Raw genomic sequence first — 16094 nt, 5'->3', positions numbered from 1 at the left:
CCCCGCTGAAAACATGCGAGGGACGGTTGAAACATGGGTCAATTCTCAATGGAAATATCTGGCTGCGCCGGGTCAGCTCTCAGTGGAAATCAACATCTCCGGTCTTGGATTGTGTTTCCGAACGTCCTGAAAGTGGCTCAGTTCGGCTGATGAAAGATACCGATTTGCTCGTTTACCACCGGTGGGGCAGACAAGGGTCACCCTGTAGTTCCCCGTTGGCCTAACTGGGCCGACTTCGACCTGTTCCTCCAGGAAAGAGTGGGTAAGCTTGCACGACACGCAATACACCTCGAAGGGACCCAGCGGTCGCAGTCTCCGTTGACGGCATTCGGCATGGAACGCGTTGAGATCCTCGCCAAGAAACAGCCGCGGTTCGCTTGCGATGTAGCGAAGGCCGGCAGCGATCCAGTTTCCGACGGTATTTCGGCAAATACCGTAATGCCGAATTAAATCATCGGCAGTGTAGAGCCAGTTTTGCCTTGCGCTTCTCGTGCGCCGTGCGTTGCGTGGCTTTCCGGTGGAAGGGCGGGATCTTGTCATCGGGCCGCCCCCTCTCTAGCGGCTTCGTAGGCCGAGATTTCGCTCAGTCGCCATCGCGTTGATCCGTTGAGGATCTTCAGCGGCTTCGGGAATGCCGGGTTTTCCTTGGTGTGGCGCCAAATGGTGGCGACACTTACCGCATATCGGGACGCAACGTCCTGAACCGACAGGAATCGCTCGTCTTCAGCTCCGCCCTTTATGTCGGGCTTCAATGCGCGGGCAGGTTTTGTTAAAGATCTTGCTTCGTGCGTTCCAACTAGTGGCTCAGCCGAAGATGCCGTCATCTCAGTCCGCACTTCCTCGCAAGGTGAACAAGATGCGAGAAGATCGGTGGAAGAGCGGAGCGCGGGAGAGAATAGATCAGTTTGCTTCAATTCAGACATGAGGGACCCTTTCCAGGACCGAGCACGTCTTGCGCAAAGGTTCTATTTCTATACCAGTCCGGTGTAATCGAATGTCATCGCATTTGGCAATGCTGAGTCTGCCCCGTTATCCACAGGTTTCGGCGTCGGTTTGGCGTCAGTTGTACGTGGCGGGCTGCATGGCGGGTCAGAACTATAGACTTCAAGGAAAAGCCAATGGATTCAGTATATTGGCAAGAATAATGGCGGATGGGGTGGGATTCGAACCCACGGTACGGTCTCCCGCACGCCGGTTTTCAAGACCGGTTCCTTAAACCACTCGGACACCCATCCGGACGATCGCCTTATGCGCAAAGCCGTGAGACTTGGCAAGGGTGATTATTGGAGGGGGCTGACACGGTGCGTGCTGTGCTTCTGCTGCCACCTTGGGCAGCGGGTCCGCCTGGCCACAGCGAGGAATTGGTGCTTACCGTTGATTAACCATGATTGCAGGTATCCCTCGTTCGAGATCGTGCAAATTGTGACTTTTCCCATTTTGGCCATTTTTGCACAGGCTTTATTGCGCGCAAGTGATGCGGGGCATGGGGGCCTCGCAGATAGGACGCAGATGATGTGCGTCCGTGATCTGAAGTGGGACATATGCAGGTTTCGACGCGCGGCCTCGTGGCCAATTCCGTGAAGTGGCTGAGCCTTGCGCTCCTCTGCGCCTTCACGGCTTCCTGTTCGACTACCAAGCAGACGGCCGACAAGCCGAAGCGGTCAAAAGAGTACTTCGCCGAATCGATCTACGGCGTGAAGGCGAGCCCCCGGGTGGTGGCGAGTGGTCCCGTGCCGAAAGGCGGCGGGCGCTACATGGTCGGCAAGCCCTATATGGTCAAGGGCAAGACCTTTGTCCCGAAGGAAAACCCCGAATATGACAAGGTTGGCGTGGCATCGTGGTATGGCGATGCTTTCCATGGCCGCATGACGGCGAATGGCGAACTCTACGACAAGGAACACCTGTCGGCCGCCCATCCGACGTTGCCGCTGCCGAGTTATGCGCGCGTCACCAATCTCAACACCGGCAGCTCGGTCATCGTGCGGATCAACGATCGCGGACCCTTCCACAAGGGTCGCATCATCGACCTGTCGCGCAAGACGGCCGACATGCTCGACATGAAGCACAGCGGTACTGGCGAAGTGCGGGTCCAGTATATCGGTCCTGCGCGGATGGACGGGCACGACATGCCCTATCTGATGGCCTCCTACATCCGGAAGGGTGAACGCGGGCCGGTCATCGATCCCGGTGGGCAGATCGCCTCTGGCGTGATGGTGGCGTCGAACGATGTGGCCGTGCCGCCGATGCGGCCTATGGTCGAGCCCGGTTACCAGACCGCGCTTGCCGGCCCGACGCCGAATGGCAGCGCCGCACAGCAGACACTCGATGCGCAGCTTTTGATGCAGGGCTCAGGCGAAAAGGCCACCACTGGCACCGCTGTTCTCCAGAGCGAGAGCTTTGCCGCGCTTCCGGAATTCGGCCCATTCCCGATGCCCCGACCGCACCACATCGACGGCTATGATGGTTCTGGCTATGCGGCGGCCTTCACGCAAGAGCCGTCTGAAACCGGCGCGCTTGCCTTCGAGGCGATTCTCGTGCGCAATGACGGTCTCACCGAGCGCTCGATTCTCTCCTCGGTCGCAAGCGGCGGCATCAGGCTCTCAAGCGGGCTCTGATCCGGCTAGCGGCCGGACCGGACAGCCGGTCGCCGTGTCGAAGAGCGTTCCCAGCCGAAGTGTGAACATGCGTCGTCTCCTTGCCCTTCTCGTGCTTCTGGCTGTCCTGCTGCCTTCAGTCCACCCTAGCGCGGTGGTCCATGCGCAGGCTGTTCCGCCGCCGCAACCCATCGACACCAAGGCGGCCCAGGCCTATCTGATCGAGGCCTCGACGGGCACGGTATTGCTCGCCAAGAACGAGAGGCAGAGTTTCGCCCCCGCCTCGCTCGCCAAGCTCATGACACTGGAAGTCGTCTTCGATGCGCTCAAGAAGGGCGAGATCCGATCGGATACGGTCTATCCGGTCTCCGAATATGCCTGGCGCACGGGCGGGGCGCCCTCCCGCACATCCACCATGTTCGCAGCCGTCAAGTCGCAGGTGCCGGTGGCGGACCTGATCAAGGGTATCGCGGTCCAGACGGCGAATGACGGCTGCCTCGTCATTGCCGAGGGCATGGCAGGGTCCGAAGCTGACTTCGTTGAGCGGATGAATGCCCGCGCCGCCGAACTCGGTCTTGCCGCCAGTCGCTTCGGCAATGCCACCGGCCTGCCACATCCGGACAACAGGTCGACGCTTTATGATCTGGTGAAGCTCTCGCAGCACATTGTCGATACCTATCCCGAGCTCTACCGGACCTTCGGCCTGCCGGAGTTCGAATGGAACAAGATCCTCCAGCGCAACCGCAATCCTCTTTTGTCATTCGGGGCGGATGGGCTGGGTACCGGTTTTGCGGAAGGCAGCGGCTTTGCCATTCTCGCTTCGATGGAGCGGGGCGGGCGGCGGCTCTTTCTGGGGCTGAGCGGGGTTGCGACCGATAAGGAGCGGACCGAGGAGGCGGTACGTTTGCTCAATTGGGGTTTCGACGGATTTGAAATGCGTCGGCTGTTTGCCGCAGGTGAAGTGATCGGCGAGGCGAGCGTCTATGGTGGCGCGCAATCCAAGGTGCCGTTGGTGGCCGAACGACCGGTCGAGGTCTATGTGCCGATCAACAATCCCGAACGTTTGCAGGCGCGCATCGTCTACCGCTGGCCGCTCGATCCCCCGGTTGCAGCGGACCGTGAGATCGCGACGCTTAACATTCTTGCCGGTGAACGGCCACTGATGAGCGTTCCTTTGATGAGTGACGAGGCGGTCGAGGTGGGGACGCTGCGGCAACGGGCCTGGGACGCGCTGATCGAGCTTCTGTTCTTCTGGATCTGACGGAAAATCTGCGATGCTCCAGTGCTTCGCGGTTTCACTGCGGGCCATCTTGGGTTAGAGCCGTAGGCAGGCCCGTGGGGCACATTCTGGAACGCCGCTGGCGGGAAGTAGGCAAGGCATTGACGACCACCGGACGCGGATTGTTCGTGACTTTCGAGGGAGGCGAGGGGGCTGGCAAGTCGACCCAGATCCGCCTGCTGGCCGAGAGCTTGCGTATGGGCGGGCATGCGGTGGTGACGACACGCGAACCTGGCGGATCGTCGGGGGCCGAGGCCTTGCGCCATGTGCTGCTGTCGGGCGCTGCCGAGCCTTTCGGCGTGCGCATGGAGGCGCTGCTGTTTGCGGCGGCCCGAGCCGACCATCTCGATTGCGTGATCCGTCCGGCGCTCCAGCGCGGCGAAATCGTTTTGTGTGATCGCTTCGTTGATTCGTCCCGGGTCTACCAGGGCGTGACCGGCAATCTTGAGCCGGTACTGATGGCCGCCCTCGAACGTGTGTCGATCGGCGCGACAATGCCGGATCTGACCTTGATGCTGGATCTCCCCGCAGACGTCGGTCTGCAGCGCGCGCGCCGGCGGGCAGGGGGCGTGGCAGCAGTCGCCGTTCCCGACAGGTTCGAGAAGGAAAAACTCGACGTGCATGAAAAGCGGCGGCAGGGGTTTCTCGACATTGCCGCTCGTGAGCCGGAGCGATGCCGGGTCGTGGATGCCTCACATGATGTCGAGCGGATTGCACGGGACATCTTCTCCGAAGTGATGCTGGTGATTGCGCGACAAGCCGGTGCTGTACGGGACGGCGATCAGGCGGCCCGGCGATGAGCGTGGAACGGGCAGGGCTTCTTGACGGGGCAATCGCGCCGGTCAGTAATATCAGGCTGTTCGGCCATGCAGCGGCGGAGGCGTTTCTGGCGCGCAGCTATCGCTCGGGTAAGGGCCACCATGCGATCCTGATTGAGGGCCCGGAAGGCATCGGCAAGGCGACGCTCGCGTTCCGTTTCGCCAATCACGTCTTGCGGTATCCTGAGCCTGAGACTGCGCCGGAAACGATCGCCGATCCGGACCCCGATCATCCTGTCAGCCGACAGCTTGCCTCCGGCGCCAGCCACAATCTCCTGCATCTGTCGCGACCGGTGGACGAGAAGACGGGCCGCGTCAGGACCGCGATCACCGTGGACGAGGTGCGCAAGGCGGGACACTTCTTCAGCCAGACATCGGGGACCGGCAACTGGCGGATCGTGATCATCGACCCGGCGGACGACCTGAACCGCAATGCGGCGAATGCGATCCTGAAGATCCTCGAGGAGCCGCCGAAGCGGGCGATGTTCCTGGTGCTGTCTCATGCACCTGGCAAGCTGTTGCCGACCATCCGCTCGCGCTGCCTGCCGCTTCGCCTGCACGAACTCGCACCCGAGGCCATGGATCAGGCACTCGGGCAATTGGGGCTCTCGATCCCTGCGGACAAACGCGAGGCGGTGCTTGCGCTCGCCAAGGGCAGCGTGGCGCGGGCGCTGAAACTGGTGAATTACGGCGGCGCAGAGATCCTCGAAGCCTTCGAGCAGATGCTCGCAGCCTCAGGTCCCACCCAGCGGAAGATGATGTACAAGATTGCTGACGCGCTCTCGGGCAAAGACAGCGAGGTGGCCTTCGGCTTCTTTGTTGAACATCTGGGCGATCATCTCTCCGAGACGGCGCGGCGGCTGGCGATGACGGGCGATCTCGGCGGAGCCGAGCATTTTGCGCGGCTTTCCTCGGTCATCAACCAGCAGCTCGGCGTGGCGGCGGCTTATAATCTCGACCGCAAGCAGACAATCCTCGACGTGCTTGCGGCTGTGACGCGCTGACCAAGAGTTTTTCGGATGACGTGCGCCGTCAGTTTCTTGTTCCAAGGGCGAGGCGGCAGGCAAGACCGGCAAAGACGGTCGCCAGCAGGTATTGGGGGAGTTTTCTGAAGCGGCCCAGACCTGTGATCCGGGTTCGGATATGGCCACTCAGCAAGATCACCGCGCCGTTGACCACAAAGCCGATGAGGTTCAGCACCGTTGCCAGAACCAGGATCTGCAGGATGAGGGAGCCCTGAGCTGGATTGAGAAATTGCGGGAAGAGGGCGAGGACGAACAGCGCCATCTTCGGATTGAGAAGGTTCGTCGCCAGGCCTTCGCCGAGAATTCGCTGCATGGAATAGCGCTTCAGGCCAGCGCTCGGGGCAAATTGTGTTGCTTCAGACCGCAGCGTCTTCCAGGCGAGGTAGAGCAGATATGCGCAGCCAGCCCAGCGGACGACTTCGTAGGCGGTGGGTACGGCTAGAAACAGCTGCGACAGGCCCAGCGCTGCGGCAAGGGCATGACAATAGGTGCCGGCCGCGATGCCCGCATAGGTGAGAAAGCCCGCAGCGCGCCCCTGGCTGATGCTGCGTGAGGCAATCAGCAGCATGTCGGGACCCGGCGTTGCGGTGAGCACGAGGGCGGCGGCAGAAAAGAGCATGATGGTGGAGATGTCCGGCATATCGGTTTCCTTCGAGTGAGCCGGAATTCCCGTCTATCAGGATCGCCAGCCATCGCAAGCGGGAAATGTTGGCATGTCCTTCGTTGCGGCGGCCCCGCAGGAGCCGAGGCCCACCGGATGATGCTGCAGCCATCTTCGTGGCGCTGCAGCAAAACGGATGTTCCTAAAGGCCGAGGAATGCTTTAAGAGCGTTCGACCCCATTTGTTTTCGCCGTTCATGGCCGGCATTTCAGCGCCGCCATCGTTTGGCCCGTGACATCGCAACCGACGAAAAGACAACAAGAAGCCATGAGCGATCCCTTCTACATCACCACTGCCATCTCCTATCCGAACGGCAAGCCGCATATCGGCCATGCCTATGAGCTGATCGCGACCGACGCCATGGCGCGGTTCCAGCGGCTCGACGGTCGAGACGTGTTCTTCCTGACGGGTACGGACGAACACGGGCAGAAGATGCAGCAGACGGCGCGTGCCGAAGGGATCACGCCTGAGGCGCTGGCCGAGCGCAACTCCAATGCATTCCGCGAGATGGGCAAGCTGCTCAACGCGTCCAACGACGACTTCATCCGCACGACCGAACAGCGCCATCATGAAACGGTGCAGGAAGTCTGGCGCCGGATGGAGAAGAACGGCGACATCTACAAGGGTGGCTACGCCGGCTGGTATTCCGTGCGCGACGAGGCCTATTACCAGGAAGAAGAGACCGAGCTGCGCTCCGATGGCGTGCGTTACGGTCCCCAGGGCACGCCTGTCGAATGGGTGGAAGAAGAGAGCTACTTCTTCAAGCTCTCGGCCTATGAAGACAAGCTGCTCAAGCTCTACGAAGACCAGCCGGATTTCATCGGTCCGAACGAGCGCCGCAACGAGGTGATCTCCTTCGTCAAGTCGGGGCTGAAGGATCTGTCGATCTCGCGCACGACCTTCGACTGGGGCATCAAGGTGCCCGGCGACGACAAGCATGTGATGTATGTCTGGGTCGATGCGCTCACCAACTACATCACCGCGACGGGTTATGTCGAAGATGAGAACGGTCCGCGCGCCAAGTATTGGCCAGCAGACGTTCATGTCATCGGTAAGGACATCATCCGCTTCCACGCCGTCTACTGGCCGGCCTTCCTGATGTCGGCAGGCCTGCCGCTGCCGAAGCGCGTCTATGCCCATGGCTTCCTGCTCAACAAGGGCGAGAAGATGTCGAAGTCGGTCGGAAATGTCGTCGATCCCGTTGATCTCGTTGGGCATTTCGGTCTCGACCAGGTGCGCTACTTCTTCCTGCGCGAAGTCTCCTTCGGCCAGGACGGCAGCTATTCGGAAGAGGGGATCGCGACCCGCATCAATGCCGATCTCGCCAATGGCATCGGCAATCTTGCCTCGCGCTCGCTGTCGATGATCAACAAGAACTGCGAGGGCAGGGTGCCGGCACCCGGCCCGCTGACGCCGGAAGACGAGGCGATCCTCAAGGTGGCAGACGACGCCATTGCGATATGCCGCGAGGAGATGGGGCGCCAGCAGATCCACAAGGCGGTGGCTGCCATCATCAACATCGTCAACGAGGCTGACCGCTATTTCGCGGCGCAGGCACCGTGGGTCTTGAAGAAGACCGACGAGGCGCGCATGGGCACCGTGCTCTATGTGACGGCTGAGGTCGTGCGCCAGATTGCCATCCTGTTCCAGCCGATCATGCCGGCGTCGTCGGCGAAGATCCTCGATCTCGTCGCGGTGGCCGAAGAAGACAGGGTGTTCTCGAAGCTCGGCGCTGCCGGTCGTCTGCAGCCCGGTACGGAGCTGCCGGCGCCGTCGCCGGTATATCCGCGCTACGTCGCCCCGGACGCGGGCAAGGCCTGACCGATGCTGATCGATACCCATTGCCATCTGGACTTCGCCGACTTCGACAGCGAGCGCGACGAACTGGTCACGCGCGCCCATCAGGCCGGCGTCAAACAGATGGTGACGATCTCGACGCGGGTGCGCAAGCTTCCGACGCTGCTGGCGCTCACCGAGCGGTATGCGAGCGTTTTCTGCTCTGTTGGTACGCATCCGAACAATGCCGGCGACGAGCTGGACGTCACGGCGGACGAGCTTGTGCAACTTGCGGAAAGCCATGAGAAGATCGTGGCGATCGGCGAGGCCGGGCTCGACTATTTCTACGACACGCAGACGCCCGAGGACCAGAAGACGGGGCTGATCCGCCATATCGAGGCGGCACGGCGCACGGGTCTACCGCTCGTCATTCACAGCCGCAGCGCCGACGAGGACATGGCGGCGATTTTGACCGAGGAAACAGGGAAGGGTGCCTTCCCCTTTATCCTGCACTGCTTCTCATCGGGTCAGGCGCTTGCCGATACCGGCGTGGCGCTCGGCGGCTACGTCTCTTTCTCCGGCATCGTCACCTTCCCGAAATCGGAAGAGCTGCGCGAGATCGCGAAAAGCGTGCCGATGGACCGCTTGCTGGTCGAGACGGATGCGCCATATCTCGCGCCCAAACGCTGGCGTGGAAAACGCAACGAGCCTTCCTATGTCGTGAACACGGCGGAAGTGCTGGCAGAGGTCAAAGGCGTGAGCTACGCGGAAATGGCCGAGATCACCACCGAGAATGCCTTCCGCTGCTTCTCGAAAATGCCGCGGGTGGCTTAAGGGAGCTTTGATGAAGGTCACGCGCCGGTTCACGCTGCTCGGTTGTTCCTCGTCTCCCGGCGTGCCCCGGATCAACGGCGACTGGGGCAATTGCGACCCCAACAATCCGCGCAACCGGCGGACCCGCGCATCCTTCCTGATCGAGCAGATCGGCCTCGATGGCGGCAAGACCACCGTGGTTGTCGATACCGGCCCGGATTTTCGCGAGCAGATGATCCGCGCCAAAGTCGAGCATCTCGATGCCGTCGTCTACAGCCATGCGCATGCCGACCATCTGCATGGCATCGACGATATCAGAGGCTATTTCATCACGCAGCGAAACCGCATTCCGATCTATGCGGAGCCGTTCACCATGGCCCGGATCGAGGAAGGTTTCGGCTACTGCCTGAAGACGCCTGTCGGTAGCAGCTATCCGCCGATCGTTGCACCTGTCATCGTCGAGGACATGGACAGACCGATCGTCATTGATGGTGCCGGCGGACCGATTGAACTTCTGCCGCTCGTGCAGCAGCATGGCGACATCATCTCGCTGGGCTTGCGCATTGGTGACGTGGCCTATTGCTGTGATGTTTCCGACTTTCCCGAGGAAACCGTCGCCAAGCTCTCCGGGCTCGATCTGCTTTACATCGACGCTTTGCAGTACCGGCCGCATCCGAGCCATCTGTCGCTCGAACAGGCACTAGGCTGGATCGAGCGGCTGGCGCCGAAACATGCGGTTCTGACCCATATGCATACGCCGCTGGACTATGAAACCGTCATGGGCGAGACGCCGCCGCATGTCGAACCAGGTTACGATCAATTTATGATGGAATTTCAATTTGATATTTGATTTAGTTCATGTTCTGAATGCGGCGGAGTAGGATGTTGTTTTTTCTATAATGCGGGCGTTTGAATTCGGAAAGATAACGCGAAAAGGCGAGAAGTCTTTTATCTGTCATGCGCTTAAAGGCGGAATCGAACCACGACCGGTTGGTTGGATTGGGGTGTAATAGGAGCAGTGTATGGCTGTCGCGAAATCTATGGAACGAGAATATCTTTTTGTAGATGGTGGGTGTCTGAGAGCGATCGTCAAGGCAGACTGCCGAGAGTTGTTCGGCGATGAGAACGCCTACCAGCCATACGTAAGAGGCCTTGTCGGCTCCTTCGATAAAGTTTTCTATTATGATGCGGTGTCCGGTCGGAAATATCGCGAGACTCAGGAGGATTACGCGACGCGTGTCCAACCTGAACACGAGAGGTTCGAACGTATCCAGGCGCTTGACAGGGTGCACGTTGCTCTGGGTAAAGTCGTGGGAGATGGAGAGGACCGGCGTCAGAAGGGCGTGGATGTGCGGCTCGCCGTTGACATGATGGCTCACGCATTTCGCGGTACAATAAGCCGCGCAACTCTCTTAGCCTCCGACGCGGATTTCGTTCCTTTGGTAGGTGCGCTGGTGAATGAGGGGCTGCATGTAACGCTGTGGCACCCCCCAAAGGCGAGCAAAGAGCTGATGCGAGCGGCGGACAGTAACAGGCCGTTCAGCTTCATTACTGACTGCCACTGCTTCACGCTCGATGATTCAGGTCCAGCATTTCTGAGTGCCGAGGCTGCAGGCCGTGAACTGGACCTATCGAACCACAGCGCCTCACATTTCATAAAAGCTTCGGGTCAAAAATTCTCAGGAGCCTGGGATGGAAAGACGTTGATTATCTTCAAACTCGCGCGCGCCGGTCAAACGGCCAAGATGTCTAGCTTAATGGCTCCGGGTTCGACGTTGAAGAATGCGTTGTCCGCATTCCAGGCCATCCATGGATGGAACGTCGCTGACGATGGAGAACAGTGGGTGACAGTCCAGCTTGCCTAATCGCATCCTCGATCAGGTGTTTGGAAAATTCTGAGCTATGTTCTAATACACGCATCCGGAGCATGTGCTTTAGTTCCATAATCTATCTTATGCGATCTTTGTGTCTGTTATGCACGATGTCTCTGCGGGCAATGCCCCGACGGCATCTGGACGATCTGGCGCAGGTGTTCGGCTCACTCGCAGCAACCATGTTTTCGCGCCCTGCCTGTCTCATAGCGAATGAAGCGCCCCTAGCCTTACAGGGATGTAATTGCGCTTTGCCTGAACTAGCCTTTGCGCAACCCTGGATCTCCGCAGAATCCGGTCGTCACGCCAAGGGAGAGCATCATGACACAGCTCGCGTCGCATTCGCATTCTCGTTTCAATCAGGGTTCTGGCGGCGGCTGGCATCCGAACGATCCGGCGATCGTGGCCGGCTATATCGGCTGGCTGCGCCAGGAGGCCAAGGCGCGCAATCTGGCGGAAGCGCCGCCGATCACCGCACTTCGGACGCTGGTTCAGACCACGCCGTCCCTGCTTTCGCTCGCCAATGCGATGTTTGCAGAGGCGCTGGAGAAGGCACCGGAGACGCCGCTCGGTCAGCCTTCCGTGGTCGATTTCGACGAGTTTCTCGTCTTGCTCAACGTCATCATGCAAACGGCACCGGAGGCCTATCAGAACAAGAGTGACCATCCGCCTCCGGAATATGAGGCTGCCGGTCTCATCGGCTTTCCGATCAACGCACTGCTGAACTGGCCAATGGCGACGGATGCCGGTTACGACTTCTTCTCCAACATGCTGGTGAACAGCAGCTTCCGGGCGATCCTCGTCTACTGGTCACAGTTCCTTGTATCACCCGCCTCGACCTATGTGCTGACCGAAGCGCCCCGCCAGATCAGTCCGATCACGGTCGCCCTGCCCTGGCTCGGCCCTGACGCCCAGTCCGAGATGGTGAAAGTTGCACAATCGGCCTTGGGTGACGGTCCCAATCCAACGCCCGCATCCTTCAGCGATATCTTCACCTGCGACCCAAACCAGCCCTCTTACGGTTTTAAGTCCTGGGACGGCTTCTTCACCCGCACCTTCCGGCCCGGCGTGCGCCCGGTATCCGCACCCGGCGATGGCAATGTCATCGTCAATGCCTGCGAATCCGGTCCGCTGCAGGTGGTGCCTGATGTTGCAGCAACGGACGAGTTCTGGCTCAAGGGCCAGCCCTATTCGCTCACCGACATGATGGCGAATGATCCTTTGGCTGCACAGTTTACCGGCGGCACGGTTTATCAGGCGTTTTTGAGCGCGCTGAGCTACCATCGCTGGCACAGCCCGGTCGATGGAACCGTCGTGAAGGCTTTCGTCGTGCCCGGCAGCTACTATCTGGAAAACTACTATCAGGGCTTTGCTGGCAGCAATCCCGATTCCAGTGCGCCGAACCAGTCACAGCCCTTCCTGTCTTCCGTAGCAACGCGGGCTGTGATGTTCCTGCAATCGGACAATCCGAAGATCGGATTGATGTGCGTTGTGGCGATCGGCATGGCGGAAGTGTCGAGCTGCGAAGTCACGGTGCTGCCGGGGCAACGGATCAAGAAAGGCGACCAGATCGGCATGTTCCATTTCGGCGGCTCGACCCATTGCCTGGTTTTCCGGCCGGGGGTGAATCTGACGTTCGACTTCTATGGCCAGACGCCCAATATCAACGCGACGAACATGCGGGTGAATACAAAACTGGCGACGGTGTCCTGAGCCCTGCCCAGGTCAAAACCTCACTGGCTGTCGCGGATTTCTGCCGAATTCAGAGATCCGCGACATGCAGGATGGTCTTGGCCGAGATTTCGGTTTCCTTTGGGTAACCGAAGGCATTGTTGATGTAGGTGACGCCATCGATCGCCTTGTTGCGGTTGAGATGGCTGTGACCGTAGAAATGTTTGGTCGAACCGAGCGAGCGGATGCGGCGCTCCAGACGGTCTGTGCCAAGCACCGGAAACAGCGCCTTGTGCTTTTCCGGATAGCGCGCCGGCATCAGGTCGATGCGTGGCACGAAATGCGAGACGCTGTAGACGGCGTCGAAGCCCGATGTGTCCGGGATCACATTCATGGCGTCGAAACGGGCCGCCACCTCGGCGGGTGTGAGGGCGTCCCAGTTGCATTTGTAGAAATCCATCCAGCCGCGACGGATGGTCGGGCCTGGCTCGCCGAAGGAATAATCATACCAGGCGAGCAGTGGCACGATCAGGGTCTTGCCGAAGGCCACCGGTCGGGTTTCGATGCAGTAGCCGTGGCAGAGCGCGTTCAGCGTCTCGAATTTCTCGAAGGATGACCCCTTCCCGCTTCTCGCCGTCCACAGGTCGTGATTGCCGGGCAGGAAGAGCAGTTTGCGATAGCGCGGCACGAGTTCGTCGAAGCAGGCTTTGACGAGGTCGAGTTCGTCCGAGAGATCGCCGGCAACGATCAGGATGTCATCGGTGAAATCGGCGCGGGACAGCGCTCGCAGCCAGTCGAGATTCTGTCGGTAATCGACGTGAAAATCGGATCCGAGGAAGAGGCGCATGCTCAGGGGATCCGCAAAGGTTTAGAAGACATGCTAGACTTCTAATCGAATTTCACGGCACGGCAAGAGACGGCGGAGGCCGGGAAGCCTCCGCCGCAGCGCTTCAATCGACGACATCGGGCAAAGGCGGTGCCGAGACCCCTTCCCGCCATTCGCTGGCCAAGGTCAGCGGCAGCGTGGCGCGGATATGCTCGGCATTGGCGGCAATCACAAGGTCATAGTCCCCGGCCTCGGCGATCCAGGCGCGGGCCTGCGGATCAAAGTAGGCAAGGTCGCGGACGGCGATCGAGAGCTTTGCTGTTGCGGTCTCGCCGGCGGCGACATGCAGCTTGGCGAAGGCCTTGAGTTCCTTGACCGGACGCGGCAGGCGCGAGCTCTTCGGCTTGACATAGAGCTGGACCAGTTCGCCCCCTGCCCGGTCGCCGATGTTCGTCACATCGACCTCGATGGCAACGCCCGCAGACCCCATGTCACGACTGGAGGCGCGCGGCGCTGACCAGTCGAACCGGGTGTAGGAGAGGCCGTAACCGAAGGGGAAGAGAGGCTTGGCGCCATTGGCATCGTGATGGCGGTAACCGACGGCAAGGCCCTCCGTGTAGACGACATGGCCGCTTTCGCCGGGATAGGTCTTCGGGTCGCCAGTCATCGCGGAATTGTCGGTAAGACGCTGCGGGAAAGTCTGCGGCAGACGGCCACCGGGCTCCGCCGCACCGAAGAGCACGTCGGCGATGGCATTGCCGGCTTCCTGGCCCGGATACCAGGCCTGAATGACGGCCGAGACCTTGTCGAGCCACGGCATTTCGATAGGGCCGCCGGTCTGCAGCACCACGATGCTGCGCGGATTGACGGCTGCGACCTTCTCGATCAGTTCCTCCTGGCGACCTGGCAGGCGCATATCGGGCAGGTCGAGGCCTTCGGTGTCCCACTCCCCTTCCCGGCCGACGAACAGCACGGCGATATCAGAGGCCCTGGCCTGTTCGACCGCAAGCTGGATGTCCTTGTCGGATGTCGGCAGCTCGACACCAAAGCGGAGTGCGCGAATTCTGATCCCGGACTCGACCTCTGCCGGAGAGCGGTAATCCACACGGATCTCGTAGCTTCTCCCCGCTTCCAGGAAATGCTCGACGCGGATCTCGGTGTTGCCATTGCCGAAGAAATTGTCGCCGCGCTTCCAGCCCCCATAGCTGTCGACCACAAGCACGTCATCGACATAGAGGCGGGCAAGCCCGGCATTGGCAAGGCCAAACAGGTGGTTGCCGCTTTCTTCCGGGCGATAGGTCGTCTTCAGGCGGACGGAAAAATCGAGCGGATCGAGCGAGGCCTTGGGCATGTCGAGCCAGAAGAAGTTCGAGATCTGGGCCTGATCGCTATGGACCACGGTGCCTTCGCAGCGGGTGCCCTGGAAGAAATCAAGGCTGATCTCGCCTTCGACCATGCGGGTCAGGCGGTTGTTGCGGCAGCCCATGATGTGGCTGACGCGGTTGGTGCCTGACAGGGCGTTGCGGATCCCCTCGAGCGGGCTCACCTTGTAATGGGCGTTGATCTGGGCGCTGCCGCCGCCCATGACGCGCGGTTCTGCGGCATTGGGACCGAGGACGGCGATCCGGTCGAGGGCCGATTTGTCGAGCGGCAGGATGCCGTCATTCTTCAGCAGGACCATGCCGTCTGCGCCAAGCTTGCGGATGAGTGCGCGGTGTTCGGGGCGATCGATGGCCTTCTCCTCGTGCATGGACGCGTCGGCGAAGGCGCCGACGCGCTCAAGCAGCAGAAGGATGCGCCGTGCGGCGGCCTTGACCGTCTCTTCGGGCACCCTGCCCTCACGCACGGCGGTTATGAGTTTATCGCCACGGTCGCGGGTCGGACCCGGCATTTCAAGATCGAGGCCGCCGATGACAGAGGCTTCCGTGGTGTGCGAGCCGAACCAGTCGGACATGACGATGCCGTCATAGCCCCATTCCTCGCGCAGGAGTTCGGTCAGAAGCCAGCGGTTCTCGCTGGTCCAGACGCCGTTCAGGCGGTTGTAGGACGACATGATCGCCCAGACGCCCGCCTGTTTCACCGCAGCCTCGAAGGGCGGCAGGTAAATCTCGCGGAGCGTGCGTTCGTCGAGATCCGACGACATGGTCTGACGCTCGATTTCGGATTCGTTGCCGATGAAATGCTTGATGGTGGCGGCGATCCCCTGCGACTGGACGCCCTCGATATAGGCGACAGCAAGAGCCGAGGTCAGAACAGGGTCTTCGGAATAGCATTCAAAATTGCGGCCGTTGAGGCCGGAGCGGTGGATGTTGACGGTGGGTGCGAGCAGGACGCGGGCGCTCTTCGTCTTGGTCTCTTCGGCCAGCGCCACGCCCATCTCGCGCACAAGCCCTGGGTTCCAGGCAGCCCCGATGCCGATGGCCGCCGGGAAGCAGGCGGATTTGACGCCACCGACCAGCGAGCCGCCGCCGCGTGCGCCGTTCGGGCCGTCGGTCACCTTGATCTTGAGGATGCCGAGACGCTCGACGGCGACGGTGGTCCAGAAGTCGGCGCCCGATAGCAGGGCCACCTGCTCTTCGAGTGTCATCCGGTCGAGCAATTGGTCGAGCATGTGGCGTCCTCCTGATGTCGCGTCCCGATGGTCATGAGGTGATCCCCGGGATGTTTCTTATGGCCGGAACGAACGACAAAGATGACGAAAAGACAAGCAGATTATGCACGCCATGGCTGTCCGGTTGCGTTCCGCCAATCAATTTCAGC

Annotated in this window: 12 protein-coding genes and 1 tRNA gene; 9 read left to right on the top strand and 4 right to left on the bottom strand. The window is 60.6% G+C overall.

The features are described 5' to 3' along the window. Positions 1–1145: 1145 nt before the first annotated feature. Positions 1146–1235 (bottom strand) — tRNA-Ser (locus J2045_RS20415). 306 nt (positions 1236–1541) lie between these two features. On the opposite strand from J2045_RS20415, the gene J2045_RS20410 reads away from it, so the two are divergent. The 4 genes from J2045_RS20410 (at position 1542) to J2045_RS20395 (ending at position 5695) form a co-directional block, all read left to right on the top strand. Continuing rightward, positions 1542–2615, top strand: a complete 1074-nt coding sequence (locus J2045_RS20410) for a septal ring lytic transglycosylase RlpA family protein (protein WP_307376468.1) — start codon at positions 1542–1544, stop codon at positions 2613–2615. Between the two features lie 67 nt (positions 2616–2682). Beyond that, positions 2683–3855 carry a D-alanyl-D-alanine carboxypeptidase family protein gene (locus J2045_RS20405; RefSeq protein ID WP_307376466.1) on the top strand — a complete coding sequence of 391 codons (1173 nt, stop codon included), beginning with the start codon at positions 2683–2685 and terminating at the stop codon, positions 3853–3855. A 119-nt stretch (positions 3856–3974) separates the two neighbouring features. Then, entirely contained in the window at positions 3975–4673 is a 699-nt protein-coding gene (tmk, locus tag J2045_RS20400) for a dTMP kinase (protein WP_307376474.1), read from the top strand. After that, positions 4670–5695 (top strand): DNA polymerase III subunit delta', encoded by a 1026-nt coding sequence (locus J2045_RS20395; RefSeq protein ID WP_307376463.1) that lies wholly within the window; start codon positions 4670–4672, stop codon positions 5693–5695. The genes tmk and J2045_RS20395 overlap by 4 nt, the downstream gene beginning before the upstream one ends. Before the next feature lie 28 nt (positions 5696–5723). On the opposite strand, the gene J2045_RS20390 is transcribed toward J2045_RS20395, so the two are convergent. Beyond that, complete coding sequence (locus tag J2045_RS20390) at positions 5724–6356, bottom strand: LysE family translocator (protein WP_307376461.1); 633 nt, start codon at positions 6354–6356, stop codon at positions 5724–5726. 288 nt (positions 6357–6644) lie between these two features. Here J2045_RS20390 and metG point away from each other — a divergent pair, with 288 nt between their 5' ends. From metG to J2045_RS20365, 5 genes are all read left to right on the top strand, one after another. Then, the gene (gene metG / locus J2045_RS20385) at positions 6645–8198 is read left to right on the top strand and encodes a methionine--tRNA ligase (RefSeq protein ID WP_307376458.1); all 1554 of its coding nucleotides are present in this window, start codon (positions 6645–6647) and stop codon (positions 8196–8198) included. Between the two features lie 3 nt (positions 8199–8201). Then, positions 8202–8987: a TatD family hydrolase gene (locus J2045_RS20380; protein ID WP_307376456.1), complete on the top strand. Its 786-nt coding sequence runs from the start codon at positions 8202–8204 to the stop codon at positions 8985–8987. Positions 8988–8997: 10 nt separating this feature from the next. Then, complete coding sequence (locus J2045_RS20375; protein ID WP_307376453.1) at positions 8998–9816, top strand: MBL fold metallo-hydrolase; 819 nt, start codon at positions 8998–9000, stop codon at positions 9814–9816. A gap of 172 nt (positions 9817–9988) precedes the next feature. Continuing rightward, on the top strand, positions 9989–10831 hold the full coding sequence (locus tag J2045_RS20370; RefSeq protein ID WP_307376451.1) for an NYN domain-containing protein: 843 nt from the start codon (positions 9989–9991) through the stop codon (positions 10829–10831). A 327-nt stretch (positions 10832–11158) separates the two neighbouring features. Then, on the top strand, positions 11159–12550 hold the full coding sequence (locus tag J2045_RS20365) for a phosphatidylserine decarboxylase family protein (RefSeq protein WP_307376449.1): 1392 nt from the start codon (positions 11159–11161) through the stop codon (positions 12548–12550). Between the two features lie 49 nt (positions 12551–12599). Here the strand turns inward: J2045_RS20365 and J2045_RS20360 are convergent, their stop codons facing one another. Both J2045_RS20360 and J2045_RS20355 read right to left on the bottom strand, forming a co-directional pair. Beyond that, positions 12600–13355 (bottom strand): metallophosphoesterase, encoded by a 756-nt coding sequence (locus tag J2045_RS20360; protein ID WP_307376446.1) that lies wholly within the window; start codon positions 13353–13355, stop codon positions 12600–12602. A 103-nt stretch (positions 13356–13458) separates the two neighbouring features. Then, a complete protein-coding gene (locus J2045_RS20355) occupies positions 13459–15945 on the bottom strand; it encodes a glycoside hydrolase family 3 C-terminal domain-containing protein (protein ID WP_307376444.1) in 2487 nt (828 codons plus the stop codon). Positions 15946–16094 lie beyond the last annotated feature (149 nt).

Source organism: Peteryoungia aggregata LMG 23059 (assembly GCF_030814435.1).
Taxonomy (GTDB): Bacteria; Pseudomonadota; Alphaproteobacteria; order Rhizobiales; family Rhizobiaceae; genus Allorhizobium; species Allorhizobium aggregatum.
Note: the sequence above shows the minus strand (reverse complement) of the source record. Positions and strands in the feature narration are given on the sequence as shown.

What these genes read in the sequence shown, in the direction of transcription:
- J2045_RS20410 (WP_307376468.1), top strand. Translation starts at nt 1,542, where the DNA reads ATGCAGGTTTCGACGCGCGGCCTCGTGGCCAATTCCGTGAAGTGGCTG.
- J2045_RS20405 (WP_307376466.1), top strand. Translation starts at nt 2,683, where the DNA reads ATGCGTCGTCTCCTTGCCCTTCTCGTGCTTCTGGCTGTCCTGCTGCCT.
- J2045_RS20395 (WP_307376463.1), top strand. Translation starts at nt 4,670, where the DNA reads ATGAGCGTGGAACGGGCAGGGCTTCTTGACGGGGCAATCGCGCCGGTC.
- J2045_RS20390 (WP_307376461.1), bottom strand. Translation starts at nt 6,356, where the DNA reads ATGCCGGACATCTCCACCATCATGCTCTTTTCTGCCGCCGCCCTCGTG.
- metG (WP_307376458.1), top strand. Translation starts at nt 6,645, where the DNA reads ATGAGCGATCCCTTCTACATCACCACTGCCATCTCCTATCCGAACGGC.
- J2045_RS20380 (WP_307376456.1), top strand. Translation starts at nt 8,202, where the DNA reads ATGCTGATCGATACCCATTGCCATCTGGACTTCGCCGACTTCGACAGC.
- J2045_RS20375 (WP_307376453.1), top strand. Translation starts at nt 8,998, where the DNA reads ATGAAGGTCACGCGCCGGTTCACGCTGCTCGGTTGTTCCTCGTCTCCC.
- J2045_RS20370 (WP_307376451.1), top strand. Translation starts at nt 9,989, where the DNA reads ATGGCTGTCGCGAAATCTATGGAACGAGAATATCTTTTTGTAGATGGT.
- J2045_RS20365 (WP_307376449.1), top strand. Translation starts at nt 11,159, where the DNA reads ATGACACAGCTCGCGTCGCATTCGCATTCTCGTTTCAATCAGGGTTCT.
- J2045_RS20360 (WP_307376446.1), bottom strand. Translation starts at nt 13,355, where the DNA reads ATGCGCCTCTTCCTCGGATCCGATTTTCACGTCGATTACCGACAGAAT.
- J2045_RS20355 (WP_307376444.1), bottom strand. Translation starts at nt 15,945, where the DNA reads ATGCTCGACCAATTGCTCGACCGGATGACACTCGAAGAGCAGGTGGCC.